This is a genomic window from Streptomyces sp. NBC_00287, from assembly GCF_036173105.1.
Taxonomy (GTDB): Bacteria; Actinomycetota; Actinomycetes; order Streptomycetales; family Streptomycetaceae; genus Streptomyces.
Window position 1 is genome coordinate 5,789,761 of record NZ_CP108053.1, and the last position, 24,322, is coordinate 5,814,082.

20 protein-coding genes are annotated in these 24,322 nt (G+C 71.0%); 12 read left to right on the forward strand and 8 right to left on the reverse strand.

Features of this window, described 5'->3' with window-relative positions:
- Positions 1-17: 17 nt before the first annotated feature.
- Positions 18-1,586 carry a cell division protein PerM gene (locus OHT76_RS26505; RefSeq protein WP_328873346.1) on the forward strand — a complete coding sequence of 523 codons (1,569 nt, stop codon included), beginning with the start codon at positions 18-20 and terminating at the stop codon, positions 1,584-1,586.
- Positions 1,587-1,871: 285 nt separating this feature from the next.
- On the opposite strand, the gene OHT76_RS26510 is transcribed toward OHT76_RS26505, so the two are convergent.
- Positions 1,872-2,636: a hypothetical protein gene (locus tag OHT76_RS26510; RefSeq protein WP_328873347.1), complete on the reverse strand. Its 765-nt coding sequence runs from the start codon at positions 2,634-2,636 to the stop codon at positions 1,872-1,874.
- A gap of 294 nt (positions 2,637-2,930) precedes the next feature.
- On the opposite strand from OHT76_RS26510, the gene purN reads away from it, so the two are divergent.
- Together purN and purH are read left to right on the forward strand one after the other, a co-directional pair.
- On the forward strand, positions 2,931-3,548 hold the full coding sequence (purN, locus tag OHT76_RS26515) for a phosphoribosylglycinamide formyltransferase (RefSeq protein WP_328873348.1): 618 nt from the start codon (positions 2,931-2,933) through the stop codon (positions 3,546-3,548).
- Positions 3,545-5,110, forward strand: a complete 1,566-nt coding sequence (purH, locus tag OHT76_RS26520; protein ID WP_328873349.1) for a bifunctional phosphoribosylaminoimidazolecarboxamide formyltransferase/IMP cyclohydrolase — start codon at positions 3,545-3,547, stop codon at positions 5,108-5,110. The genes purN and purH overlap by 4 nt, the downstream gene beginning before the upstream one ends.
- A 59-nt stretch (positions 5,111-5,169) precedes the next feature.
- Here the strand turns inward: purH and OHT76_RS26525 are convergent, their stop codons facing one another.
- The 3 genes from OHT76_RS26525 to OHT76_RS26535 form a co-directional block, all read right to left on the reverse strand.
- Positions 5,170-5,589 (reverse strand): peptidoglycan-binding domain-containing protein, encoded by a 420-nt coding sequence (locus tag OHT76_RS26525; RefSeq protein WP_328873350.1) that lies wholly within the window; start codon positions 5,587-5,589, stop codon positions 5,170-5,172.
- A 138-nt stretch (positions 5,590-5,727) separates the two neighbouring features.
- Positions 5,728-6,309, reverse strand: coding sequence for a peptidoglycan-binding domain-containing protein (locus OHT76_RS26530; RefSeq protein WP_328873351.1), 582 nt, complete (start codon positions 6,307-6,309; stop codon positions 5,728-5,730).
- A 116-nt stretch (positions 6,310-6,425) separates the two neighbouring features.
- A complete protein-coding gene (locus OHT76_RS26535) occupies positions 6,426-6,833 on the reverse strand; it encodes a hypothetical protein (RefSeq protein ID WP_328873352.1) in 408 nt (135 codons plus the stop codon).
- A gap of 177 nt (positions 6,834-7,010) precedes the next feature.
- Between OHT76_RS26535 and OHT76_RS26540 the strand changes: the two genes are divergently transcribed.
- Entirely contained in the window at positions 7,011-8,030 is a 1,020-nt protein-coding gene (locus tag OHT76_RS26540) for an ArsR/SmtB family transcription factor (protein WP_328876625.1), read from the forward strand.
- Here the strand turns inward: OHT76_RS26540 and OHT76_RS26545 are convergent.
- The 3 genes from OHT76_RS26545 to OHT76_RS26555 form a co-directional block, all read right to left on the reverse strand.
- Positions 7,988-9,442, reverse strand: coding sequence for a serine/threonine-protein kinase (locus OHT76_RS26545; RefSeq protein ID WP_328873353.1), 1,455 nt, complete (start codon positions 9,440-9,442; stop codon positions 7,988-7,990). The genes OHT76_RS26540 and OHT76_RS26545 overlap by 43 nt on opposite strands.
- Positions 9,439-10,179: an FHA domain-containing protein gene (locus tag OHT76_RS26550; protein ID WP_328873354.1), complete on the reverse strand. Its 741-nt coding sequence runs from the start codon at positions 10,177-10,179 to the stop codon at positions 9,439-9,441. Before OHT76_RS26550 ends, OHT76_RS26545 begins: the two co-directional genes overlap by 4 nt.
- A gap of 122 nt (positions 10,180-10,301) precedes the next feature.
- Entirely contained in the window at positions 10,302-13,625 is a 3,324-nt protein-coding gene (locus tag OHT76_RS26555; RefSeq protein WP_328873355.1) for an ALF repeat-containing protein, read from the reverse strand.
- A gap of 165 nt (positions 13,626-13,790) precedes the next feature.
- On the opposite strand from OHT76_RS26555, the gene OHT76_RS26560 reads away from it, so the two are divergent.
- The 3 genes from OHT76_RS26560 to OHT76_RS26570 all read left to right on the forward strand — a co-directional run bounded on the left by OHT76_RS26560 (position 13,791) and on the right by OHT76_RS26570 (position 18,494).
- Positions 13,791-14,267 (forward strand): hypothetical protein, encoded by a 477-nt coding sequence (locus tag OHT76_RS26560; RefSeq protein ID WP_328873356.1) that lies wholly within the window; start codon positions 13,791-13,793, stop codon positions 14,265-14,267.
- Between the two features lie 38 nt (positions 14,268-14,305).
- Complete coding sequence (locus tag OHT76_RS26565) at positions 14,306-16,408, forward strand: FG-GAP-like repeat-containing protein (RefSeq protein ID WP_328873357.1); 2,103 nt, start codon at positions 14,306-14,308, stop codon at positions 16,406-16,408.
- A gap of 364 nt (positions 16,409-16,772) precedes the next feature.
- Positions 16,773-18,494 carry a hypothetical protein gene (locus OHT76_RS26570; RefSeq protein WP_328873358.1) on the forward strand — a complete coding sequence of 574 codons (1,722 nt, stop codon included), beginning with the start codon at positions 16,773-16,775 and terminating at the stop codon, positions 18,492-18,494.
- On the opposite strand, the gene OHT76_RS26575 is transcribed toward OHT76_RS26570, so the two are convergent.
- Complete coding sequence (locus OHT76_RS26575) at positions 18,475-19,065, reverse strand: hypothetical protein (protein WP_328873359.1); 591 nt, start codon at positions 19,063-19,065, stop codon at positions 18,475-18,477. The genes OHT76_RS26570 and OHT76_RS26575 overlap by 20 nt on opposite strands.
- A gap of 253 nt (positions 19,066-19,318) precedes the next feature.
- On the opposite strand from OHT76_RS26575, the gene OHT76_RS26580 reads away from it, so the two are divergent.
- The 5 genes from OHT76_RS26580 to OHT76_RS26600 all read left to right on the forward strand — a co-directional run bounded on the left by OHT76_RS26580 (position 19,319) and on the right by OHT76_RS26600 (position 24,263).
- The gene (locus OHT76_RS26580; protein ID WP_328873360.1) at positions 19,319-20,173 is read left to right on the forward strand and encodes a bifunctional methylenetetrahydrofolate dehydrogenase/methenyltetrahydrofolate cyclohydrolase; all 855 of its coding nucleotides are present in this window, start codon (positions 19,319-19,321) and stop codon (positions 20,171-20,173) included.
- 16 nt (positions 20,174-20,189) lie between these two features.
- Entirely contained in the window at positions 20,190-20,630 is a 441-nt protein-coding gene (locus tag OHT76_RS26585) for a DUF3017 domain-containing protein (RefSeq protein ID WP_328876626.1), read from the forward strand.
- A gap of 246 nt (positions 20,631-20,876) precedes the next feature.
- On the forward strand, positions 20,877-21,362 hold the full coding sequence (locus OHT76_RS26590; protein WP_328873361.1) for a helix-turn-helix domain-containing protein: 486 nt from the start codon (positions 20,877-20,879) through the stop codon (positions 21,360-21,362).
- Between the two features lie 397 nt (positions 21,363-21,759).
- The gene (locus tag OHT76_RS26595) at positions 21,760-22,926 is read left to right on the forward strand and encodes a helix-turn-helix domain-containing protein (protein WP_328873362.1); all 1,167 of its coding nucleotides are present in this window, start codon (positions 21,760-21,762) and stop codon (positions 22,924-22,926) included.
- Positions 22,927-23,273: 347 nt separating this feature from the next.
- On the forward strand, positions 23,274-24,263 hold the full coding sequence (locus tag OHT76_RS26600) for a malate dehydrogenase (protein WP_328873363.1): 990 nt from the start codon (positions 23,274-23,276) through the stop codon (positions 24,261-24,263).
- Positions 24,264-24,322 lie beyond the last annotated feature (59 nt).

A 24,322-nucleotide genomic window follows, 5' to 3' on the forward strand; every position in this document is an offset into this window, starting at 1 on the left:
CGCGTGTCGTTGGGAGCATGGCGGGCGTGATCCAGCTGACCGTTCGTCGATCGCCGTTGTCGTCCCTGCTCAATCGGTTGCGTGACCGATCACCCGGACTGGCCGCGAGCCTCCTGGCTGGTGCGGTGGCCGCGGGTCTTGGGCTCGGGTCGTTCGCCGTGCTGGTGATGGTGCTGTGGATCAGTTCGCCGTATCCCGACAGTGGGCCCGGGGGTGCGCTGCATGTGGCGGCGGCGCTGTGGCTGCTGGCGCACGGGGCCGAACTGGTCCGCGTCGACACCCTGTCCGGCGTGCCCGCGCCGGTGGGTGTCACGCCGTTGCTGCTGCTCGCGTTGCCGCTGTGGCTGGTGCATCGGGCGGCGCGGGACGCGGTGGACGGGCCCGAGGTTTCGGGCCGTACGGCGTGGGTGGGCGTCGTCGTCGGCTACCTCGTGGTGGGGGCGGCAGCCTCGCTGTACGCGGCGGGTGGCGTGTTGCGGCCGGACTGGGTGTGGACGGGGTTGTGGGTGCCGTTGGTCGTGGTGGGTGCCGCCGGGGCGGGGGTGTGGGCGGCGTACGGGCGGCCCCGGGACGCGGTGGACGAGGTGCTGATCCTGATGCCGGCGGGGGTGCGGCGGCTGTTCGTCGGAGCTCAGGCGCGGGAGCGGCTGGATGCGGCGGCGCGGGCGGCGGGGGCGGGGGTGGCGGTGCTGCTCGGGGGTGGGGCGCTGTTGCTGGCGGTGTCGTTGGTGTGGCACGGCGGGGCGGCGCGGGCGTCGTTCCTTCAGCTCACGGAGGGGTTGTCGGGGCAGTTCGCGGTGCTGCTGCTGTGTCTGGTGTTGATGCCGAACGCGGCGGTGTGGGGGACGGCGTATTCCCTAGGGCCCGGGTTCTCGCTGGGCGCGGGGCATGTCGTGGGGCCGCTGTCCTCTTCGCCCGCCTCGCTGTTGCCGCCGTTTCCCTTGCTGGCGGCGGTGCCGGAGGCCGGGGCGGGGGCGCCGGTGAACTGGGCGGCGGGGGTGGTGCCGGTGGTGGCCGGGGTGACGGTGGGGTGGTTTGTGGGGCGGGCGGGGGGCGAGGGGCCGGTGTGGTCGCGGGGGCGGACCGCTGGGGTGGCCTTGGTGGCGGCGGTGCTGTGTGCGGTTGCCGTGGCGGGGTTGGGCGCGATGGCGGGTGGGGCGCTGGGGGTGGGGGCGCTTGCCGGGTTCGGGCCGGTGTGGTGGCAGGTGGGGGTGGCGGCGTTGGCTTGGGGTGTGGGGGTGGGGGTGCCTGTGGCGGTGGGGGTGCGGGGGTGGCGGTGCCGGGGGGTGGAGCCTGGGGTGCGGGTCGGAAGGCCGCGGGTGGGAGAGGCCGGGGAAGAGGGGGTGGCCGAGGAAGAGGGCGGCGTGGCCGGGCGGCGCTGGTTCTTGCGGCGGAAGGACTCTGGGGCGAGGTCGGGGGAGGGTGTCGAGAAGGCTGCGTACAGCGAGGACGACGGGAGCTTTGAGCCGTACGACTTTCTGCCGGCCGAGCCGGTGCCCTGGCCGGGGGATGACGCGGCGCGGGAAGCCCGGTGGGCGGCGCTACGGGAGGCGTCGGGCCGGGGGGACGCCCCGGAGGCCCCATGATTCCGCCCCCGCCGCCCCTACCCATTCCCATCCCTGGGGGCTGCCGCCCCCAGACCCCCGCTGTCGGCCCTGAAGGGGCCTCGTCCTCAAACGCCGGACGGGCTGGGGGTGGCTGGGCTGCGTCGGCCCCAGCGGGTGGGGTGGGGATTGGGGATGGCCACGGCCTCGTCCGCAAGCTCCGGACGGGCTGGGGGTGGCTGGGCTGCGTCGGCCCCAGCGGGTGGGTGGGGGGTAGGGATGGCCACGGCCTCGTCCTCAAACGCCGGACGGGCTGTAACGACAAACTCAGCCGTTGACCCCCAGCACCCCCCTCAACTCCTCCGGCAGCAAGTCGTTGCACGCCTGCTTCGCCTCATTCGTGAGGGCGTCGTTCGTGCAGGTGTAGTAGTCGCTGTACACCAGCTTCGCCGTGAAGCCCGCTGCTACCAGGGCGATGGCCAAGGAGGCCGTGACCAGGCCGCTTACCGCTGCTGTGGTTTGCGGGCGGCCGGGGTTCTGGGGGGCCGGGGTGTCGGGGTCGGGGGTGCGGGGCTTGGCTCTGAGGGCGGTGATGCCCCAGTACAGGGCGAGCGCGCCGAGCAGCAGGGCGACGTACGGCCAGTTGAACAGGGCGAAGAAGAAGGCCCACATACCGCAGAGCAGGGCGTAGCGCGCGCGGCGCTGGGCCGGGTCCGTCGGGTCCCAGCGCATGTTCGTACCGGGGCCGCCGTTGCCGCTCGGGCCCTCGGGGCCCGCACCCGGGCGCTCGCCGAAGCCCCCGGACGAGCGACCGGGCTGGCGGTCGCTCCACTGGCTGCCCCAGGGCGAGCCCTGGTCGCCGTTGCCGGAGTCGCCTTCTCCCGACGCCGGGCGGCGCGGCTTCCACGGGCGGTCCGGGGTGCCCTCCGGCGGCGGCGCGAACGGGTTGTCGTCCTTGGACGAACCGGTGTTCTCGCGCTCATCGCCGTCCGGCGGCGAGGCGGGCCGCTCGCGCAGCAGCACGCCATGGCGCTCCCCTCCCTGCACCGACTGCGGGGGGAGCGTGAGGAGTCGCAGGCTGCGGTCCGGCATCAAGTGAGCGTCTTCCCCTTGGTGATTACGGCTGACTATTGCTGGCGGCACCAGGTCCGTCACCTTGTGAACGCACCGTCCACCAACGGCGTTCCCGACCCGGCCCCTCCCAGACGCTACCTTCCGGCCACGCCCCCGTCCCGTGGGGGCTGCCCGGTGTGCCGGTATCGTTGCTGACGGTCGGCCGCTTCGTAGGCTTCCCCGTATCCGGGGGCGCGAAGCATTCGTACGAACGTACAGGCGGCGAGCGTGCCCGGCCACCGTACCGACGCACCCCCGAGAAAGGCCCCCGCTGTGGCTGTCAAGCGCCTTGTCGTGCTGGTCTCCGGATCCGGCACCAACCTCCAGGCGCTGCTCGACGCCATCGCCGCCACCGGCATCGAGGCCTACGGCGCCGAGATCGTGGCCGTGGGCGCCGACCGCGAGGGCATCGAGGGGCTGGCCCGCGCCGAGCGCTCCGGGATCCCCACCTTCGTGCGAAAGGTCAAGGACTTCGGCAGCCGCGAGGAGTGGGACGCGGCGCTCGCCGAGGCAGTCGCCGAGTACGAGCCCGACCTCGTCGTCTCCGCGGGGTTCATGAAGATCGTCGGCAAGGAATTCCTCGCGCGCTTCGGCGGCCGGTTCGTCAATACGCACCCCGCCCTGCTGCCCAGTTTTCCCGGCGCCCACGGCGTCCGTGACGCGCTCGCGTACGGCGCCAAGGTCACCGGCTGCACCGTCCACTTCGTCGACGACGGCGTCGACACCGGACCGATCATCGCGCAGGGCGTGGTCGAGGTCCGGAACGAGGACGACGAGAGCGCTCTGCACGAGCGCATCAAGGAAGTCGAGCGCAGGCTGCTCGTCGAGGTCGTGGGGCGGCTCGCCCGCAACGGCTATCGCATTGAGGGACGAAAGGTAGTTATCCAGTGACCGCCACCGCCGAGAGCAACAAGCGGGCCATTCGCCGGGCGCTTGTCAGCGTCTACGACAAGACCGGGCTCGAAGAGCTCGCGCGCGGGCTGCACGAGGCGGGCGTGGAGCTCGTCTCCACCGGGTCCACCGCCTCCCGTATCGCCGCCGCCGGCGTCCCCGTCACCAAGGTCGAGGAGCTCACCGGCTTCCCCGAGTGCCTGGACGGCCGCGTCAAGACGCTGCACCCGAAGGTCCACGCGGGCATCCTCGCCGACCTGCGGCTGGAGAGCCACCGGCAGCAGCTCGACGAGCTGGGCGTGGCGCCGTTCGACCTCGTGGTCGTCAACCTCTACCCCTTCAGCGAAACCGTCGCCTCCGGGGCCTCCCCCGACGAGTGCGTCGAGCAGATCGACATCGGCGGGCCCTCCATGGTGCGCGCCGCCGCCAAGAACCACCCGTCCGTGGCGGTGGTCACCAGCCCCGTGCGGTACGCCGACGTCCTCACCGCGGTCCGCGAGGGCGGCTTCGACCTCGCCGCCCGCAAGCGGCTGGCCGCCGAGGCGTTCCGGCACACCGCCGAGTACGACGTGGCGGTCGCCGGCTGGTTCCTCGGGGAGTACGCCGGTGACGGCGAGGAGTTCCCGAGCTTCCTCGGGGTGACGTACGAGCGCAAGCAGGTGCTGCGGTACGGCGAGAACCCGCACCAGCCGGCCGCCCTCTACACAGGCGGCTGCGGCGGCCTCGCCGAGGCCGAGCAGCTGCACGGCAAGGAGATGTCGTACAACAACTACACGGACACGGACGCCGCCCGCCGTGCCGCGTACGACCACGACGAGCCCTGTGTCGCGATCATCAAGCACGCCAACCCCTGCGGCATCGCGATCGGCGCGGACGTCGCCGAGGCGCACCGCAAGGCGCATGCCTGTGACCCGCTGTCGGCGTTCGGCGGCGTGATCGCCGTCAACCGCCCGGTGTCGAAGGAGATGGCCGAGCAGGTCGCCGAGATCTTCACCGAGGTCATCGTCGCGCCGGACTACGAAGAGGGCGCTCTCGAAGCCCTCGCCAAGAAGAAGAACATCCGCGTGCTGCGCTGCCCCGAGGTGCCGCAGCCGCCCGCCGAGTTCCGCCCGATCGACGGTGGCGGCCTCGCCCAGGTGACGGACGTCTTCCAGGCCGAGGGCGACAACCCCGCCAACTGGACCCTGGCGACCGGCGAAGCGCTCTCCGAGTCGGAGCTGGCCGAACTGGCCTTCGCCTGGAAGGCCTGCCGCGCCGTCAAGTCCAACGCCATCCTCCTCGCCAAGGGCGGCGCCTCGGTCGGCGTCGGCATGGGCCAGGTCAACCGCGTCGACTCCGCGAAGCTGGCGGTGGAGCGGGCGGGCGCCGAGCGCGCCCAGGGCTCGTACGCCGCCTCCGACGCGTTCTTCCCCTTCCCCGACGGCCTGGAGATCCTCACCGAGGCCGGCGTCAAGGCGGTTGTCCAGCCGGGCGGTTCGGTCCGCGACGAGCTGGTCGTCGAGGCGGCGAAGAAGGCGGGCGTGACGATGTACTTCACGGGGACGCGGCACTTCTTCCACTGATGCGCGACACGGGTGCCCCCTGACCGGGGGCACCCGTCGGGCTGTCAGTGCATTACCGGTCAGCGCTTGGCGCAGTACCCGGTGAAGTACCCGCTCTTGTTGAACCTCGGCCACTCCAAAGCGTCGCGGGTCAGCGGTCCGTAGATGCCGTCGTCACCGGTACCGGCCTCGGCCTGCGCGTCCCGGAGGGCGTTGTAGGTCTTTGTACCGAAGATCGTGTCGGCGTCCAGGCCCGCTCCGTAGCAATTGTTGAGCGCATTCTGCAGCGCTCGGACGTGGGGGCCCTGAGCGCCCTGGCTCATTTCGCAGGTGATGTTGCCACCGCTGGTGGTGGGCAGCTGGATGTAGGTGCTCTCCGTCTTCCAGATCGCGACGTTGGACGCGCAGGACGTGGCGGCCGTCGCCGTGCTCGGAGCGATGAGCCCCAGGCCGGAGAACATCAGGGTGGCGGCACCCAGCGATGCCAACTTCAGCTTCATGTACTTCCTCTCCACAGCTTGCGTGGCCCCAACTGTGAGTCAGGCCGGGGGAGAGCACTACCTCGAAAGTTCCAGGGCGGAATGGGCGATGGCCCGCCGGTCATCAGTCGGCGGGCCATCCGGTACTGCGGGCGGATGTCAGCTGCAGCCGCTGTTGCTCTTGTACGTCGCGTAGTGCCACACGTTCTTGTGGTAGAAGCGGTACTTGCCGTCGCCGGTGCGGAAGATGTCGAAGTAGTAGCGCGTGCCGTGGTAGCGGATCTTGTACTTGGTGGCGTTGGTGGAGCCGGTGCTGCGGTACTCCAGTTCGCCCGCGCGGGTGGAGGAGTTCCACTTGTCGTCGGCGGCGCCGAAGGTCTTGTTGCCGACCTTGCCGTCCTGGGTCAGACCCCAGGCCTTCTGCAACTGCTTGGTGGCGTAAGCGGTGTTCGAGTCGTACGTGCCGTCGATGTCGGCGTAGTCGTACAGGCTGCCGTTGCTCTCCTTGACGCCCTCCGCGTACAGGATGATCTGCCACAGGCAGGTCGCGTTGGTGTCCTTGTACGACGACGTCGACAGGGTGCCCTCGTCGGCGAAGTCGTCGTAGAAGGAGCCGCCACCGCTGACGTAGCCGCTGGACGCGGCCGCCGAGGCCGGGGAGGCGCTGATCGCGAGCGTCCCTGCGACGGCGGCGCTGATCGCGGCGGTGGCCAGACGGGTGCGGGTTATGCGGAAGTTCATTCGGGTCTTTCCCCCGTGGAAGTCGATATGGAAGTGGCGCTTGCCGTGATCATGATGACGGAGATCGTCGGGCGCGCGGTAGTTGCTTCTGTAACGGGGGTGCCCCAGTTCGGTCCTCAGTCGGCCGTGGCGACGCAGGACGCGGCCACGAGGTACGTCACGACCCAGACCGCCGCCATGATGAGGTCCTCACGGCCGAAGGACGCCGTGGTCATGCAGTCGAGGTTCTCGGCGTAGGCCGGATCCTCGGGGTCGTAGGCGATACGGAGTTCCTCGCCGACCTGGGGAACGCGCTCGCGGGTGCGGACGACGGCGCGGTATTCCCCTCGGTGCGGCTCCACCTGGAAGCCGCAGCGGATCCGCATCGGCCCTTCGGGCTCGGCCGGGTTGAGGATCTCCCGGCAGATCGCGGTCGCCGTCCGGCCGTGTTTGCGCAGTCGGCGTTCACGCCGCGCCCGCGGGGTCGCGAGCAGGGCGGACAGGATGCCGAGCACCGCGCAGAAGATGCCCAACCCCAGCTGCACCGGCCCCTCCGTCCGGCTCCGCCGCCGCTGTCCGGGTGGTGCCCCCGGCCATGGTGGGCGGAGGCGGACAACGACGCGGCGCCTGAAACGCTTCACGCCGATTGTTGCCCCGCGCCGCCGCGTCCGGCCATGCTGTTGCAGTTGAACGCAATTGCTGAGTTCACGGGGGAGAACGACATGCTCCGCGTCCACTTCAGCGATGCCGACCTGGCCAGAACCCGGTTGTGCACCGCCTCCGACCCGCTCTGGGACATCGCCACCAGTCTGCACCGCTTCCAGACCCGGCAGGGCCGCTGGGCCCACGCCGAGTGGTACCGCACCACCCGGCAACGGCTCCGGGAACGGGGGCTGGAGCGGGCGGTGCGCAGCATGCTGATCCCGCTTTACCGCAGGGCCGCCTACTTTCCCGACTTCCTGACGCCGTTCCGGGCCACCACGGACGGGCTGGACGCCGGTCTCGAAGCCATCCTCGCCACCCCCGGCCGGCGGGTCCGGGCCGAGGTCGCCCGCCTCGACCGCATCGTCGGGGCGCCCACCTGGGCCGCCCGGCTGGCCGAACGGTCGGCCCGCGAGGAACTGGTGCGGCTGCTGCGCGCCTATCACGCCGTAGCCGTCGCCCCGTACGAGGAACAGGTGCACGCCCGAGTCGAGGCGGAACGGGCGGCGCGGGCCCGGGAGTTGATGGACCGCGGGTTGGAGGGGATGCTGTCCGGGCTGGGGCCGTGGGTGCGCTGGGAGCGGCCCGTTCTGTACGCCGACTACAACCCCTCCGTGGACCGGGATCTGTATCTGGACGGACGCGGAATGCTGTTCGTCCCGGCGTACTTTCTCCTTGAGCGGCCGATCTCCTTCGCCGACCCGGGCCTGCCTCCCGTGATGGCCATTCCGCTCATCCACGAGCCGCAGGCCCCACCTCCGTCGCGGGCCCCCTTGACCGCCCTCCTCGGCCGGGCCCGCGCCGCGGTCCTCCACTCCGTTGCCCACGGCGCCACGACCGGGGAGATCGCGCGTGCCGTCGGCATCTCCGCGTCCTCCGCCAGCCGGCACGCGACGGCCTTACGGGATGCCGGACTCATCACCAGCAGACGGCACGGCGCGTCCGTACTGCACACGCTCACCCCCGTGGGGGCGGCGCTGCTGCGGGCCGGGCGGGCTCAGAAGAGTGAGCGCAGCACCCCCCACAGCGACGGACTGTAGGTACAGCTGCCGACCAGCTGATGCGAGAGCGGGGCGTAGGTGCCCGCCAGGTTTCCCTGGGCGTTCACGCCGGTGCAGCCGGTGCGCTGTGCGCTGCGGCGGCGGTCGAAGCCCGCGGGGTTGTAGTCGGTGCCGCGGTAGTACACGACGCCGTCGAGGTCACGGCTGCCCGCGATGTTGTTGAAGATCGACCGGATGGGGCTGTGCGCGGCCCACGCGCACGTCTTGTTGCCCGACTGCCAGTCCGGGTCGCTGTCCTTCCAGTGGCACATCTTCCCGTTGCCGTAGTGCTCGCTGAAGAAGCAGACGCTGTCGGCCGGGCAGCGCTCGTAGCCGTAGCCGGACGCCGGCGCTGCGGCCACCGCCACGGCTTCGTACACCGGCGTTCCGTCGTACTCGGTCGCCTGCTGGTGGGCGATTCCGGCCGCGATCCCGAGCGCGGTCGTGACCACGAGGAGCGTGGTGAGGACCCCGGCCAGGACCGGGTGCCGACGCCAGGAGAGGCGGCGCAGCCTCGGCAGACGGCGTGAACGGGCGACCCCGGCCGCCGCCTCCACCCGGCGCAGCAACGCCTCGGTGCCGATGCGCTCGGCGTGCGTACGGGCCAGACAGTCCCGGATGATCTCCTGCCAGGCGTCCGGGAGTTCGGGGGACAGACGCAGCTCCTCCGCACCCCGCGCATACCGCGTCGCCGCGTCGCCGCGGGCCTCCGTCGTGCCGCCCGGCAGCGGAAACGTGCCGGTCAGCACGACGTGGGCGAGGACCCCGAAGGCCCACACGTCCGCGGAGGGCCGGATCCGCGTCCCCCGCTCGTCCACCTCCGGCCAGAGCAGCTCCGGCGGGGTGTAGTCGGGGGTCGCGAAAGCGGGGGCGTAGGCGTGCGTGCCCTCCAGTTCGGCGGCCATGTTGAAGTCGGCAAGCCGTACCGAACCGTCCTTCATCAACAGCACGTTGGCGGGCTTGAGGTCACCGTGCACCCAGCCCGCGTGGTGCAGCTGCGCCAGCCCCTCGCAGATCTGCGCGAGCACGGGTCCGGGATCCTTGGGCGGTACGGCATCCAGGGACCCCTCGGCCTGTTCCAGTACGAGGACGGTGGCGCCGTCGAGTTCGGGATGCTCCGGGTCGTCGACGGTGAACGTCTCGTACATCCGGATCAGCCGCGGTGCCTGGAGGCGCCCGAGGAACTCGACCTCCCGCTCGGCCAGTTCGCGCAGGTGCCGGAGCTGACGGGGGGTGCGGGTGCCGGTGGGTAAGAACTTCAGGGCCGCGGTGCGGGGTGGGCCGTCGCCGGCGGTACGGCGTCCCGCGTACACGGTGGCGAACGCACCCGACGCCAGCGGCTCGCGGACCTCCCACTCCCCGACCCGGTAACCCTTCGGCACGACAACGGCGTACACCTGCTCGCCGCTCATCCGCACACCTCGCTCGCGGGCGCGGTCAGCACGATGAGGTCGTCCTCGCGGACCAGGTCGAAACGGAGGGCGAGGGAGACGAGGGTCTCCTTCTTGCCGTTGACGCGCTGACCGGGTTCCGCCGTGTCCGGGGCCGAGCGTAGCCGCAGCTTGAGCGCGAGGTAGTCGATGTTCCAGTAGACGGACGACCTGCTGACCGTCGGCCACACCGGGCGCAGCCGCTCCACGAGTTGCTCCACGGCGGGGAGCGGGGCGTGCGGTTCGCCGCGCAGACGGGGTTCGCACAGGGCGGCCAGGACCGCGAAGTAGCGCTTGGTGCGGTCGAGCGTGAAGGCGGGTGCCGTGAGGGCTCCGGAAAGCCCGGCCCTCAAGGTGCTGCGGAAGACATGGCGCGGCGCCCAGACGTCGAAGGTGAGCAGGTCACCGGCGGCGGGCAGGACGACCCGCGCGAACTCGAACGGCACCGGTGCGTCGACCCTGCCGGGGGCGACCTTGATGTGCTCGCCGGCGCCCTCCGGGTTCTCCACGACGTAGGTCTGGTCCTCGCTGAGATTGCTCAGCAGCCAGAAGTTGCGGTGCGCGGTGATCTCCCCGGCGATCCGGGGGACTCCCTCGTGCGCGATGGTCAGCCCGCCGTCCGCCCCTTCCCTGCCGAACGCGAGCCGCTCACCGGTGCCGATCCTGATCTGCCCGTCCGGACGTGCGCATGCCGGAGGCACGATGATGACGCTGTACATGGACTCGTCCCCTTGTCCGATCCCATGAGGGCCACCCTCCCCCAGTCCAACTTGGGGGAGGGTAAGCGATTTCGGTGAGAATCGAGAAAGGGTGTTCCGGGTTCGGTGTGTCGGCGGTGGCGTTACCAGGTGAGCCAGCTGATGACCGTGTCCGCCACGCCGTTGGCGGCCTCCGCCCCCTTGGCGCCGAACTTGCTCAGCAACTGACCCTTGCCGAAGAAGAGGCCGCTCAGCGCGAACTCACCGAGTGCGGCCCGGAAGTCGTCGCCTTCCACGCCGTATTCGACCCCTGTGAGGACCACCTTTGCTGCCGACAGGCCCAGCCCCAGGAGCGAGAGGCCCAGGCCGATCGGTGCAAGGGGAGTGAAGGAGAGGATGAGTCCGGCGGTCCCCACGATGGTGCCCCAGTGGCCGAGGACGTTCGCCCAGTCTCCGGCGTCCGAGACGTCCTCGGGCCAGATTCCCCAGTCCACATACCAGGGCTTGTCCTGCTCGGAGTTCTGTGACGGGTCCGTCCCGTTCCGCTCGTTCTCCAGCGCCTCTTGCGCTGCCTGCTGCGCGGCGGCCTCCAGCTCCGCCTGCCGCCTCGCCGCCGCGGTCTCCTGTGCCTGGCTCGCGGCGTCGGCGGCGGACTGTGCGTCCTGGCCGGCCTGGTCGGCGGATGCCTGCGCCTGGGCAGCCGAGCTCTGGGCGCTCGATGCGTGCGACACGGCCTGTTCCGCCGATGCCATCGCCTGTCGCATCGAGTAGTTGGCGCTGCGTGCCGCGCTGCGGGCCACCGACGCGGCCTGCTCGGCGCTCGCGGCGGACCGGGCGGCGTCGGCTGCCGACTTGTCGGCGGCATCCGCATTCGCCTTCGCCTGTTGAGCCGAGTTCGCGGCGTCCGTGGCGTAGTTCTTGGCCTTCGTCGCCCAATCGGACGCCTCGGTCGCGGCCTGGCGGGCCTCGGCTGCCGCCTTGGACGCGAGAGCGGCGTCCTCCAGGGCCTTCGCGGCGATCTTCGCGGCGTGGGCGATGGCGGCACGGACGGCGGCGACGTGGGTGGCGTGGTCGTGATCGAGGCGGGCGATGGTGAACTTGTCGTGGACGACGAAGTGCCGCCGCATCTGGGCGGGGCCCTCCAGGGCGATCTGCGCCGCGGACTTCATGTACAGGCCGCCCGAGTCGAGGAGGCGGAGGATCTCGACCCGGTCGTCCTCCTTCACGGCCTCCGGAAGCTCGATGGTGAGGAAGCGGTACAAGGCCGTGGCGCTTCCGTCGTTCAGCGCACCCTCGGCCTTGGCCCTGACAGCGGTGCCCGGGTTCTCGGCAAGGATCTTGAGCACGGCGACCCGATAGTCGGCTTCCGCCGCCGCGATGGCCCCGCTGGTGAGGAAGTCCGCAGCGGCGTCGGGACTGTCACTGGTCAGGGCCGTGTGCGCGGCGTCGGCGACGGACGCCCAGGACGCCTTGGCGACGGCCAGCACGGTCTCGCGGTCGTCCTGCCGCTGGGCGAGGACCCGGTCCGCGTCCACCCAGTTGAGGACGGACTCATCCGTACCCGCGAGCGCGAACTCGGCGGCCTCTCGGGTCCAAGTGCCGGTTGAGTCAAGGAGCTTGACCGCGGCCTTGCGGCCTGTCGTGGCCGCCGCGGAGGTGTCCCCGCCCTTCAGCGCCGACTCGGCCGCCGCGATGAGGTCCTTGATCTCCGAGGCCGTCTTGCCGGCCTGCGTCCGCTCCCGGTTGACCCGCTCGGCCTCCTCGGTATCGGCCTGTGCCCTGAGCCGGGCCTCCAGGACGCCCAGTTCGGTGTCCTGGGCGATGCGGGCGATCTCGGCGTCGCGAGCTGCCTGCTCCACTGCCTGCGCTTCCTTGACCGCGTCCGAGGCCGTCGTCGCCGCCTCCACCGCCGCAGCCGCATACGCCGTGGACCGCTTCGCGTACTCGATCGCCTTCCCCGCGTTCGCCGCGGCCTCGTCCGCCGCGTCCGCCGCCGCGTCCGCATGGTCGGCCGCGCTGTTGGCCGCGTCACAGGCCACCCGGGCCGCCGCCGCGGCGCGGTTCGCCAAGGTCTGCGCGGTGCCCGCGGCCCGGGTGGCGCGCGCCGCGGCGGCGTCCGCCTCGGCTGCCGCCTGCCGGGCCTTCGCGGCCTGGGACTGGGCGACGCCCGCCGAGGCTGCGGCGTCGGCCGCGGCGTTCGCGGCAGCCGCTGCGTTGCCCGCCGCGCTCGCGGCGGCCGAACCCGCGGCAGAGGCCTCCGCGGAGGCGACGGCGGCCTGGTCGGCGGCCGCCGCCGCGGTGCGCGCCTGGCCCGCGGCGGCCCGCGCACCCTCGGCCGCGGCTCGGGCAGCGGACGCCTTGGAGGCATCGGCGGACGCGGCGATCGCGGCGTTGTACGCGCGGGAGGCGGCGTTCCCGGCAGCGGCGGCGGCAGCGGCAGCCGCCTGTGCGGCCTGCGCCGCGCGCCCCGAAGCCGCCTGGGCCGTGCGGGACGCGGCGATCGCGGTGTTGGCCGCGCTCGCGGCACCCCGCGCCGCACTCGCCGCGTCGTTCGCCGCCTTGGCCGACTTCGCCACGTCCTCCTTGGCCGCCAGCGCCTCCGCCGCCGCCTTCAGAGCCGCGGCCTTGGCTTTCTCGGCCGCATCCTTCGCGCGCGCGGAGGCGGCGACGGCCTGCTCCGTCTGGAGCTTCGCCCGCCTGCCCTCGCGCTGCACGATGGCGACCAACTGGCCGATCGTCGCGGCCTCTTCGTCACGGGCACGGGCGATGTACTGGCCGGAGGACAGGAATTGGCCGATGGCCTCTGGCGAGCCGTCGTTCAGTGCGCGCTCGGCGTACTTCTTCACCTCGGGGGAGGTGGTGCCCAGCATGGTGAGGACCGCGACCCGGTCGTCCTCCCGCTGTGCGGTGTACTGCGTGTCGGTCAGGAAGGTCCGCAGCGCCGCCCAGGTGCCGGTCTCCAGCGCCTGGGCGGCTGCCTTCTTCACCGCGGAGGCACCGTGGTTCGACACGGTGAGGACCTCGACCCGCAGATCCTCCAGTACGGGCGCCTCGTGGCCGTCGCTCAGGAAGGCGGCGACCGCGTCATCCCCGGCGCCAATGGCCGTGTTGGCGGCCGCGCGCGTCGCCTTCCCTGCATACGCCAGGCTGGAGATGACCGCGAAGCGGTTGTCCTCGGCCCGGGCGGCCGGCAGTCGGTTCGTCAGGAAGTCGGTGACGGCGGCCGGCGTACCGACGGCGAGCGCGGCCGCCGCGGCCTCCCGCACGGCACGTCCGCCGATCTTGTACGCCCAGACAACCCGCCCCCGTTCCGTATCGGGCAGGCCGTTGTACGTGCCCGAGGGGTCCGGCTCCGCGGCGTACGCGGGGGCGGCGGTCAGGGTGAGGGCGGATGGCAGGGCGGAGGCGGCGGTGGCTCCCGCGAGGGACGCCAGTATGCGGCGTCTGCTCCACAGTGAAGGCGACAAAGCGGACATCCTTCCCGTGCGAACACAGGCATGCGACTTGGGTGTCGCACGCTAACCACCGGTACGGAAGGGCACACCCTGCAACTTTCGAGGGCGATGGGGAGTAAGTCCGTTGATATGTGTATGGGTCTCACGCACCGTCAACTTCCGTACCGAGGAGCCCCAGTGAGACGCTGGCTTCCCTTGAGCCTCGCCACCGCCGCCACGGCCGCGGTCACCGCCGTAGCCCTGCTGTTCTCCCCCGCCCCGCAGGCCGCGGCCGAGGACATACCTCCGGTGGCCGTCGAGGACTTCGCGTATCCGAACGCGGATCAGATCTACGCCGACACCGGCATCCATCTGACCACCGGTGACGGCAACATCCTGCTCGCCGACTGCGGCGCCACCGGGCTCATCGAGGTCTGGGCGCGCGACATGGACAAGTTCTGCTTCTCCGTGCGGGGTGCCTCCGGCCGGGTGGCCATGGAGGTGCCGGCGGTCTACGGCATCAAGGGCAACGACTACAAGATCGTCGCCGACATGACGGTGGACGGCACCGAGACCTCCTACGACATCGACCCGAACAGCTGGACCGCGGTCGGCGAGAGCGCCGACCCGGAGGGCCGCGACCACACGCTCGTGGAGCTCCGCGCCACCAAGTAGGCCATCCGGCACGTTCGTTCAGCTGAGAGGGATACCCCATGTTCTCGCCCCGCCGCCTCAGACCGGTCCTGGCCCTGCTCGCCGCCGGCGCGGTCCTGTCCGTGCCCCTTCCCGCCGCGCACGCCGTGGTCGGCACCCCGGCCCCGGACGGCACCCACGCCTTCACCGCCCACCTCGACATCGGCGGCACCCGTTCCTGCTCGGCCGCTCTGGTCGACCCGGAGTGGCTGGTCACGGCCGCTTCCTGCTTCGCCGACGACCCGCAGTCCGGTACCGCCCCGGCGGCCGGGAAGCCGAAGCTGAAGACGGTCGCCACCATCGGCCGCACCACGTTGAGCGGCACCGGCGGCCATGTCGCCGAGGTCACCCAGATCGTGCCGCGGGCCGGCCGCGACCTGGTCTTCGCCCGGCTGGCCTCCCCGGCGACCGCCGTCACCCCGGTCAAGCTCGCCGCCACCGCGCCCGCCGCCGGTGACGCGCTGACCGTCCTGGGCTACGGCCGCACCAAGACCGAATGGGTGCCCGGCAAGCTCCACCAGGCCAACTACACCCTGGACGCGGTCGCCGACGGCACCCTCGCCATGACCGGCAAGAGCGCCGACGACTCCGTCTGCAAGGGCGACACCGGCGGCCCGGTCCTGCGCGCTACGAGCGGGGGCTCGTACGAGCTGGTCGCCGTCAACTCCCGCTCCTGGCAGGGCGGCTGCCACGGCACCACCGAGACCCGTACCGGCGCGATCGCCGCCCGCACCGACGGCAAGCCGGGCGGCGCGAGCCTCACCGCCGGTCAGACCCTGGCCTCCGGCGACTCCCTGCTGTCGAAGTCCGCCAAGGTCACCATGGGCACCGACGGCAACCTGACGGTTGCCTCCAACGCCGGCAAGACCCTGTGGTCCTCGGGCACGAGCGGCAACGCGGGCGCCACCGCCACCCTCAGCGCGGCCGGCAACCTGTCCGTGAAGTCGGCCGCCGGCGCCTCCCTGTGGGAGTCGAAGACCTCCGCGGCGAACGGCACCCTGCTCCTCCAGGACCGCGGCAATCTGGTCGTACGCACCGCCTCTGGCGACACGATCTGGTCCAGCAACACCGTCGTACGCAACGACCTCAGTGGCGACGGCCGTTCCGACTTCGCCGTCTGGTACGACAACGCGGACGGCCGGGACGGCATCCACCGCTTCACCACGGCCGCGGACGGCACCTTCCAGACGCCCGGCAACGGCTACATGTCCACTGCCGACACCTGGAACGCCGCCAACGCGAAGACCGTGACCGGCGACTACAACGGCGACGGCCTCGCCGACGTCGCCGGCGTCTACGGCTACTCCGACGGCGCCCTGGCCATCTGGACCTGGCTCGCCAAGGCCGACGGCACCTACGCCACGCCGTTCCGCACCGCCAATGTCAGCGGCTGGACCTTCACCCGTCTCAGCTTCTTCAGCGGCGACTTCGACGGCGACGGCCGCGACGACATCGGCGCCTGGTACGACTACGCCGCCGGCCACGACCGGCTGTTCACCTTCCGGTCCGCCGAGAACGGCGGCTTCACCGCGCCCACCTCGTCCCTCACCATCGAGGCGGGCAACTGGACGGCGGACCTCGCCAAGCTGGCGACCGGTGACTACAACGGCGACGGCCGCGACGACCTCGCCGCCTTCTACACCTACGACAGCGGCGTGGCCCGCATCTGGTCCTTCCTCGCCAACGCCGACGGCGGATTCAACTCCGGCGTCAAGAACTGGGAGGCGCCGAGCTGGGGTGTCCGCGACCGCACCACCGTCTACTCCGGCGACTTCGACGGCGACGGCCGTGACGACCTGGTCGCCTGGTACGACTACAGCGACGGCAGCGACGGCGTCCACACCTGGCTGGCCGACACCGGCGGTCTCCTCAGCACCCACAAGGCGTCCACGAGGGTCGCGGCCGGCAATCTCACGCGCGCCAGCATGAAGATCGCCGCCGGTGACTACAACGGCGACGGCCGGGACGACCTCGGCTTCCTGTACGGACGCGGCGACGGCTCCGTCAGGATGTGGACGATGCCCTCCCTGGCGGGCGGCACCTTCGGTGCATACACCGGCGGCTGGAGCGGGACGACCTGGACCTTCGCCCGCGCCGGCGTGATCGAGCGGTACCCGTCCTGACAAGGCGCAGCGGCCTCCGGCCCTTCCGTAGGGAACCGGAGGCCGCTTCTCTGTCGCACGATCTGATGAGGTGCCGTCGGGTCGGTGGCCGCGATCAACAGCCGACGATCGACCGGCAGTTGTTTGTTCGGGGGCAGGAGCAGAGGAACAGGTGGCTGCGGCCCCGGGATGGACTCGGAGGCGGTGCCGACTGGTGATTTGGTTCTTGGCAACAGCTGACCAGGAGGTCCCTCGATGGGGTGAACGGCAGCTGTTCCCGGGATCTTGTGGATGTCTTGAATGCATGATCGGCGGTGGCGGATGAGTTCGATTTGGCCTGGACGGGAGGTGGCCGGTGGCACGCAGACGAGAGCAGAAGCGTAAGTTGCGTGCGATCGCTGCCCCGTTCACGGTGACGGCTCCGGCGGGGGCGCGGATCCGGGACCGGCTGAAGGATCTGACGGCGGCGGATGTGAAGGTCCTGACCCTGGTGGGCGAGCATTTGGGCCGCCACCAGCGGGCGGATCTCGCCGCGCGTGTGCGGATCGGGAACGTTCCGGCAACGGACACCGGCCGGACAGGACGGAAGAAGCGACTCACCGCTGTTTCCTCGTCGCGATGGGCAGGAGCGATGACCCGGGCATCGGAGGATCAGTATCAGCTGTCGATGCGCTGCCTGATCGATGAACGGGCCGGTCTGCGGCGCCGGATCCGGAAGATCGGGCAGCGGCTGGCGGTCCCGTGTGGGCAGAAGCGCGGCCGGGTGCGTGGATACGCGGACCGGAATGAGCGCTGGCAGAAACAGCGGCAGCTGAACAATCTTGAGGCTCGGCTGGCGATCGTGGATCGGCGGATTGAGCAGGGGCGTCCCAGGATCGTGGTGGGAGGGTGTCGTCTGGCCAGGATTCGCCACCACCTCGCCTACGCCGGGCTGACCGAAGCCGACTGGCGGGAGCAGTGGGATGCCGCCCGGCTGTTCCTGACCGCCGACGGCGAGTCCGGCGCCCCACACGGCAACTACACCATCACCGTCCACCCGGAGACCGGCGAGGTGAGCCTCGTGCTTCCGGAGCCGTTGCGGCATCTGGCGAACGTCCCACGCGGCCGGTATCGGCTCTCGTGCACGATCACCTTCCACCACCGGCGTCAGGAGTGGCTGGACAGGGTGGAAGCCCATCGGGCCGTGCGTTACGACATCGTCCGCGATCCGGCACGGGGCCGCTGGTACCTGGACGCATCCTGGTCGGCCGCCACCACGGCCCTGTCCAGCCCTCACGAGATCCGGGCATCCGGTGGGAAGCTACTCGCCGTCGACCTCAACGCCGACCACCTCGCCGCCTTCGTGGTCGATGCGCACGGTAACCCGGTCGGCGAACCGCATACGATCCCCTTGGAGTTGACCGGCCCTACCGCCACCAGGGACGGGCGGCTTCGCCAGGCCATCACCGAACTGATCTGCATCGTCAAAGATCACGGCTGCGCGGGACTCGTGGTGGAGAACCTGGGTTTCGAAGACGCGCTGGCCACAGGCCGGGAGACGATGGGACGCGGACGCCGGGGCAAGGCTTTTCGGCGCACGGTTGCCGGCATCCCCACCGCGCGCTTTCGGGAGCGACTGCGCGGCATGGCCTTTCACCAGGGCCTGGTCGTCATCGCCGCGGACCCCGCCTACACCTCGGTCTGGGGCGAGAGGTACTGGAATGCCTCCCTCCAGCAGCAATCGAAGACGCCCGTCACGCGGCATCACAGTGCCGCAGTGGCGATCGGCAGGCGGGGCCTGGGCCATCGGGCACGGCGTCGGCCAGGTGTGACCGCACCCCACCAGAGGATGGGAATGCGGAGAGCTACCGGCCAGACCATGCCCGCGCCCAGGCCACGCGGGATCGCGAGCCCACCCAGGACAGCGAGCGCGCCCAACGCGGGCGGCGAGACTCGACTGTGCCGAGGTGACCAACTCGCGCTGTTCCCCGGCCCTCAGGACCGTTCGGAGGGCCACCGGATCACCGATCCGGTCACGGCGAACTGGCCAGTACCGGCCAACAACGCCAGGAACGGTGAGACACAGCCCTCGGATAGGCGCGAACTGTTCAGTAGCGCGGGCGCCTGAACCACTCGGCGCTGGACCGCTTCGCGGCGAAGATGATCACCAGGATCGCGAGGATCATGATGAGCAGGCCCAAGAGGTATATGCCGAGCGCGAAGATGCCGCTGACTATCGCGAACGACGCGTACACGATCGAGCAGACGCGGACGCCGTTGCCGCCCTTGGCGTACTGCAGCAGCAGCACCAGACCGAGGATCGCGAAGACGGCGGCCAGGCTCAGGAAGAAGACCACGACGCCCTTGCCCAGGTCCGCGTAGCGCTCGGCCTCGGCGTCACCGGTGATGCCCGCCTCGAGCATCGTCTGGTCCCAGTTGGCCAGCGCGTCGCCGTACACGGCGGCGATGACGATGTGGCACAGGGCGATCACGCCGAGCATGATCTGCGCGGCCCGGGTGATGCCGGGCATCTGTGCGGGACCGGCCGGCGGGTAGCCGTACCCCATGCCGGGGTGCTGCACCGGCGGGGCCGCCGGGTAGCCGCCGTACCCCTGCGGGGGCTGCTGCGGGTAGCCGTAACCGGGGGCCGGCTGCTGGGGCGGGGGCCCGTACGGGCTGTTCGGTTCGCCGAAACTCATGGCGGGGTTCCTCCGTGTGAAACCGATGTGCGGGGACGACGAGCGGCACGGTCGGAGGAAAGTCTGTTGCGGTTGCGGTTCGTCCCCCCGGTACAGCCCGCGGCACTGTGGCGACAATCGTTCGTCAGTGACCGGTTTGTTGTCCAGTCGTAGTCCCTATGTGTTGTGCAAGTGCAACCCGCTGATCATGAGGCGATCACGGCTCGGGCACCCGGATTGGAACCGGGACCCCGTCATCCGCGAGGATGGGGCCATGACCGCCCAGATTCTCGATGGCAAGGCCACCGCAGCCGCGATCAAGTCCGATCTGACCGCCCGCGTGGCGGCGCTGAAGGAGAAGGGCGTCACGCCCGGCCTCGGCACGATCCTGGTCGGGGACGACCCCGGCAGCCAGAAGTACGTCGCCGGCAAGCACCGCGACTGCGCCGAGGTCGGCATCGCCTCCATCCAGCGCGAACTGCCCGGCACCGCGACACAGGAAGAGATCGAGGCGGCCGTACGGGAGCTGAACGAGGACCCGGCCTGCACCGGCTACATCGTCCAACTGCCGCTCCCCAAGGGCATCGACGAGAACCGCATCCTGGAACTGATGGACCCGGACAAGGACGCGGACGGCCTGCACCCGATGAACCTCGGCCGCCTCGTCCTGAACGAGCCGGCCCCCCTGCCCTGCACCCCCAACGGCGTCCTCACGCTGCTGCGCCGCTACGGCGTGGAGATCAAGGGCGCCGAGGTCGTGGTCGTCGGTCGCGGTGTGACCATCGGCCGCCCGATGCCGCTGCTGCTGACCCGGCGCAGCGAGAACGCCACGGTGACGCAGTGCCACACGGGGACGCGGGATCTGTCGGCGCACCTGAAGCGGGCCGACATCATCGTGGCGGCCGCCGGTTCGGCCCACCTCATCCGTCCCGAGGATGTCAAGCCCGGCGCCGCCGTCCTCGACGTCGGCGTCTCCCGCAGCGCCGAGGGCAAGATCGTGGGCGATGTCCACCCGGGCGTGGCCGAGGTGGCCGGCTGGATCTCCCCGAACCCCGGCGGTGTCGGCCCGATGACCCGGGCCCAGCTGCTGGTCAACGTGGTCGAGGCGGCGGAGCGCAGTGTCGCCTGACCACCCCGAGGAGGACATGGAGGTGCGGGACGCGGTCAGCGCGCCGGACGCCGAGGGCACACCTCGCCGTACGACCCGCCGCTTCCCGCTGTTCACGAGGGACACCGCGCGCCCCGAGGGCGGCGGTCGCGCGGCCCGCGGCGACGCCCCGGCACCGGCCCGCCAGTGGCCGGTCCTGCTGGTGCTCATACTGGTCGGCGTCGGTCTGCTGGTGACCGCCCTGGACGCCTTCCGCATCGGCACGCTGCTGATCGGCGTCGCCCTGCTCGGCGGCGGGGCGCTGCGCTGGCTGCTCCCGGACGTCGGCATGCTCGCGGTCCGCTCCCGCTTCACCGACATCGTCACGTACGGAGTGCTGGGCACCGCGATCGTCCTGCTGGCGCTGATGGTGCAGCCGAACCCCTTGCTGGAGATCCCGTTCCTCAAGGACACGCTGCACTTCACGGTCAGCAACTAACCCTGCGTACATACAGCGGCGGTCCGTCCTCTCCCCCGAGCAAGGACGGGCCGCCGCCGCGCATTCACCTTCCCGCGGCGGGAAGTTCCTGTTCAACGGCTGTCAGGGCGCTGTGGCACAGCGGTGACCGTTCCGCCACCGTGTCCGCGACCTGCCACAACGTGCGGCACCGCGGAACCGATCACCGCTCGGTGTCGTCACTCGATCGGGGCGGGGAACGTGTGGGACGCGCCGTGGAGGTGAGCGATGGGCGGCTGGCAGCCGCTGCCGGACGAGCTGCCGCCGGAGGTGCGGCACTTCGTGACGCAGCTGCGGCTCCTGAAGGACCGCACGGGCCTCAGCCTGGTCGCGCTGGGCGCGCGCACGGCGTACAGCAAGTCCTCCTGGCAGCGCTATCTGAACGCCGTCCAGCCGCCGCCGCGGCAGGCGGTCATGGCGCTGTGCCGGGTGGCGGGGGAGTCCGGGGAGGACGCCGAGCGGTTCGTCGTGCGCTGGGAGCTGGCGGTGCATGCGTGGCCGCGGCCGGCGATGCCGAAGGAGTCCTCGTCCTCGGACGGGTCCTCGTACGGGTCCTCGGACGGTTCGGAGGTCGAGGCTTACGAGGACGATCCGACCCTGCCGTGGTGGGACACGCCCCCGCAGGAGCCGTCGCGGCGGCTGCTCTACGCGGCTCTGGGGCTGGCGGTGGTGCTGGTGCTGACGGTGGTGATCGGTGCTTTCGCCGTGGGCTGAGACCCCAGTGAATGCAGGGCTGTTGTGTGCAGTCCGTGACGGGATATGTGCGTTCTGTGTGTCGATGTGTTGACAAGTTTGCGGATTTCGACGGAAGTCGTTCAACAGTCGGGCTAGCGTGGCCAATCGGGACGGTCCGGGACGTCCCGAACGGCTGTCAGCGGTGTCACCGGGGGGAGACCGGCCGAGGGGGAACGGGCGGTGGAAGACTGGACCGCGGCCCAGTGGGCGTGCAACGGTGCATGCCCACGGCCTCCTGTGCTCCCGTGCGCCCCCACCCCGGGAACTGAGATCCTGACTGGGCGCATCCCTGTGGGTAGCCAGAACGGGGACTCGGCAGAGGGCGACACGCGCGGGGGATAAAGACAGCACGACCGGGGGGAAGAGGGGGGAAGCAATGCCTCGTTGGAGGGCCTTGCCGGATGAACTGGATCCGCAGGTAAGGGAGTTCGCGAGCCAGTTGCGTCGGCTTGTGGACCGCAGTGGTCTGAGCATCGCGGCGGTGGCGGACCGGACGGGCTACAGCAAGACGTCCTGGGAGCGGTATCTGAACGGACGGCTGCTCGCGCCGAAGGGCGCGATCGTGGCGCTGGCCGAAGTCACCGGAACGAATCCCATCCATCTGACAACGATGTGGGAGCTCGCCGAACGCGCTTGGAGCCGTTCGGAGATGCGCCACGACATGACCATGGAAGCGATCCGGATCTCCCAGGCGCGTGCCGCGCTCGGGGAGTTCGGCGCGCCTCCGCCGAACGCCAAGGGCAGCAAGACGGCCCGCAAGAGCAGCAGCGCGACGGCGACGCCGGGGGTTGCGGGACCGGCGGGGGTGGCACCTACGGTGCCGCCACGGTCGGTGGACGCCGATGTCGTCCGGGACTCGGTGGAGGAAGCGGCGGCGTCGGGGAGCAACTCGTGGGGAGTGGCGGGGTACCGGGGCCCGTCGCGGACGGGGACGACGGGAGGCGGCGGTACGACACCGTCCGCGAGCCCGGCACCGAGTACTCCCTCTTACGGTGAACCGCCGCAGACACCTCGGCCGGGGCACGCCGGCGGGCCTTCGGGGGAGAGCCGGGGCAAGCGTCGGCTGACGATGTTCCTCGCGGGTGTCGTGGGCGTGCTGGTGGTGGTCGGGGCCGCGTACTTCCTGACGGAAGGCGGAGGCGGGGAGAAGAACGAGGGCGGTGCCAAGTCCCCGTCGCCGACGGTTTCGGCGGATACGGAGCTGCCGCCGGGCGTCGAGTGCAGCGGAGCGTCCTGCACGGGCAAGGACGCGGAGAGCATGGGCTGCAGCGGCGACTTGGTGACGACGGCGAAGACGGCGACGGTCGGCACGGCGGTGGTGGAGGTCCGTTACAGCGAGACCTGCGGCGCCGCGTGGGGCCGTATCACCCAGGCGGCACAGGGCGACGAGGTACGCGTGACCGTGGGCGACACGGACCAGACCGGCACGATCACAACTGCCGGCGACACGATCGCGTACACCCCGATGGTCGCGGTGAAGGACGCGGGCGACGCGACGGCGTGCGTGACGACGGCGACGGGGGAGGAGGGGTGCACGCAGTAGCCGTGCACTTCGGTGCCGGGGACGCATTTCTCAGCCCGTCCGGCGTTTGAGGACGCGGCGAAAGAAATCCGGGCCCGCAGGAATAGTCGCCCCCATCGAGGGCACGCGCACCGTACCCCCACGGGAGTCCGGCAACCCGGCACCCCCACCCGGCGGCCGCCAGTCCCTCCTCTCCCGGACCTGGCGGCCGCTCCTTTGGGGTGTCTGTGGGGTGGGCCACACCGACCCGGACGTCGGGGATCCCGGATGCGCGATAGCCTGACCGCTGGATCTCTCTTGACGCCAAGAGATCGATCAAACGTCCGGGGCAGGGACGCCCCACCGCCAGCTGTCATACGGAGAACGCCATGACCCGCACTCCCGTGAACGTCACCGTCACCGGCGCGGCCGGCCAGATCGGTTACGCCCTGCTCTTCCGCATCGCCTCCGGCCAGCTGCTCGGCGCGGACGTGCCGGTCAAGCTGCGCCTGCTGGAGATCACCCCGGCGCTGAAGGCCGCCGAGGGCACCGCCATGGAGCTGGACGACTGCGCGTTCCCGCTTCTGCAGGGCATCGAGATCAGCGACGACCCGAACGTCGCCTTCGACGGCGCCAACGTCGCCCTCCTCGTCGGCGCCCGCCCCCGCACCAAGGGCATGGAGCGCGGCGACCTCCTCGAGGCCAACGGCGGCATCTTCAAGCCGCAGGGCAAGGCCATCAACGACCACGCCGCGGACGACATCAAGGTCCTCGTCGTCGGCAACCCGGCCAACACCAACGCCCTCATCGCCCAGGCCGCCGCGCCCGACGTACCGGCCGAGCGCTTCACCGCGATGACCCGCCTGGACCACAACCGCGCGCTGACCCAGCTCGCGAAGAAGACGGGCTCCACGGTCGCCGACATCAAGCGCCTGACCATCTGGGGCAACCACTCCGCCACCCAGTACCCGGACATCTTCCACGCCACCATCGCCGGCAAGAACGCCGCCGAGGTCGTCAGCGACGAGAAGTGGCTGGCCGAGGACTTCATCCCGACCGTCGCCAAGCGCGGCGCCGCGATCATCGAGGCCCGTGGCGCCTCGTCGGCCGCCTCCGCCGCCAACGCCGCCATCGACCACGTCCACACCTGGGTCAACGGCACCGCCGACGGCGACTGGGTCTCCATGGGTATTCCGTCGGACGGCTCCTACGGCGTCCCGGAGGGCCTGATCTCCTCCTTCCCGGTCACCACCAAGGACGGCAAGTACGAGATCGTCCAGGGCCTGGAGATCAACGAGTTCTCCCGCACCCGTATCGACGCCTCCGTCGCGGAGCTCGCGGAGGAGCGCGAGGCGGTCCGCGCCCTCGGCCTGCTCTGAGTCGAACCCGAACCCGCACAGGCCCCGTTCCGGTTTCCGCCGGACGGGGCCTGTGGCCT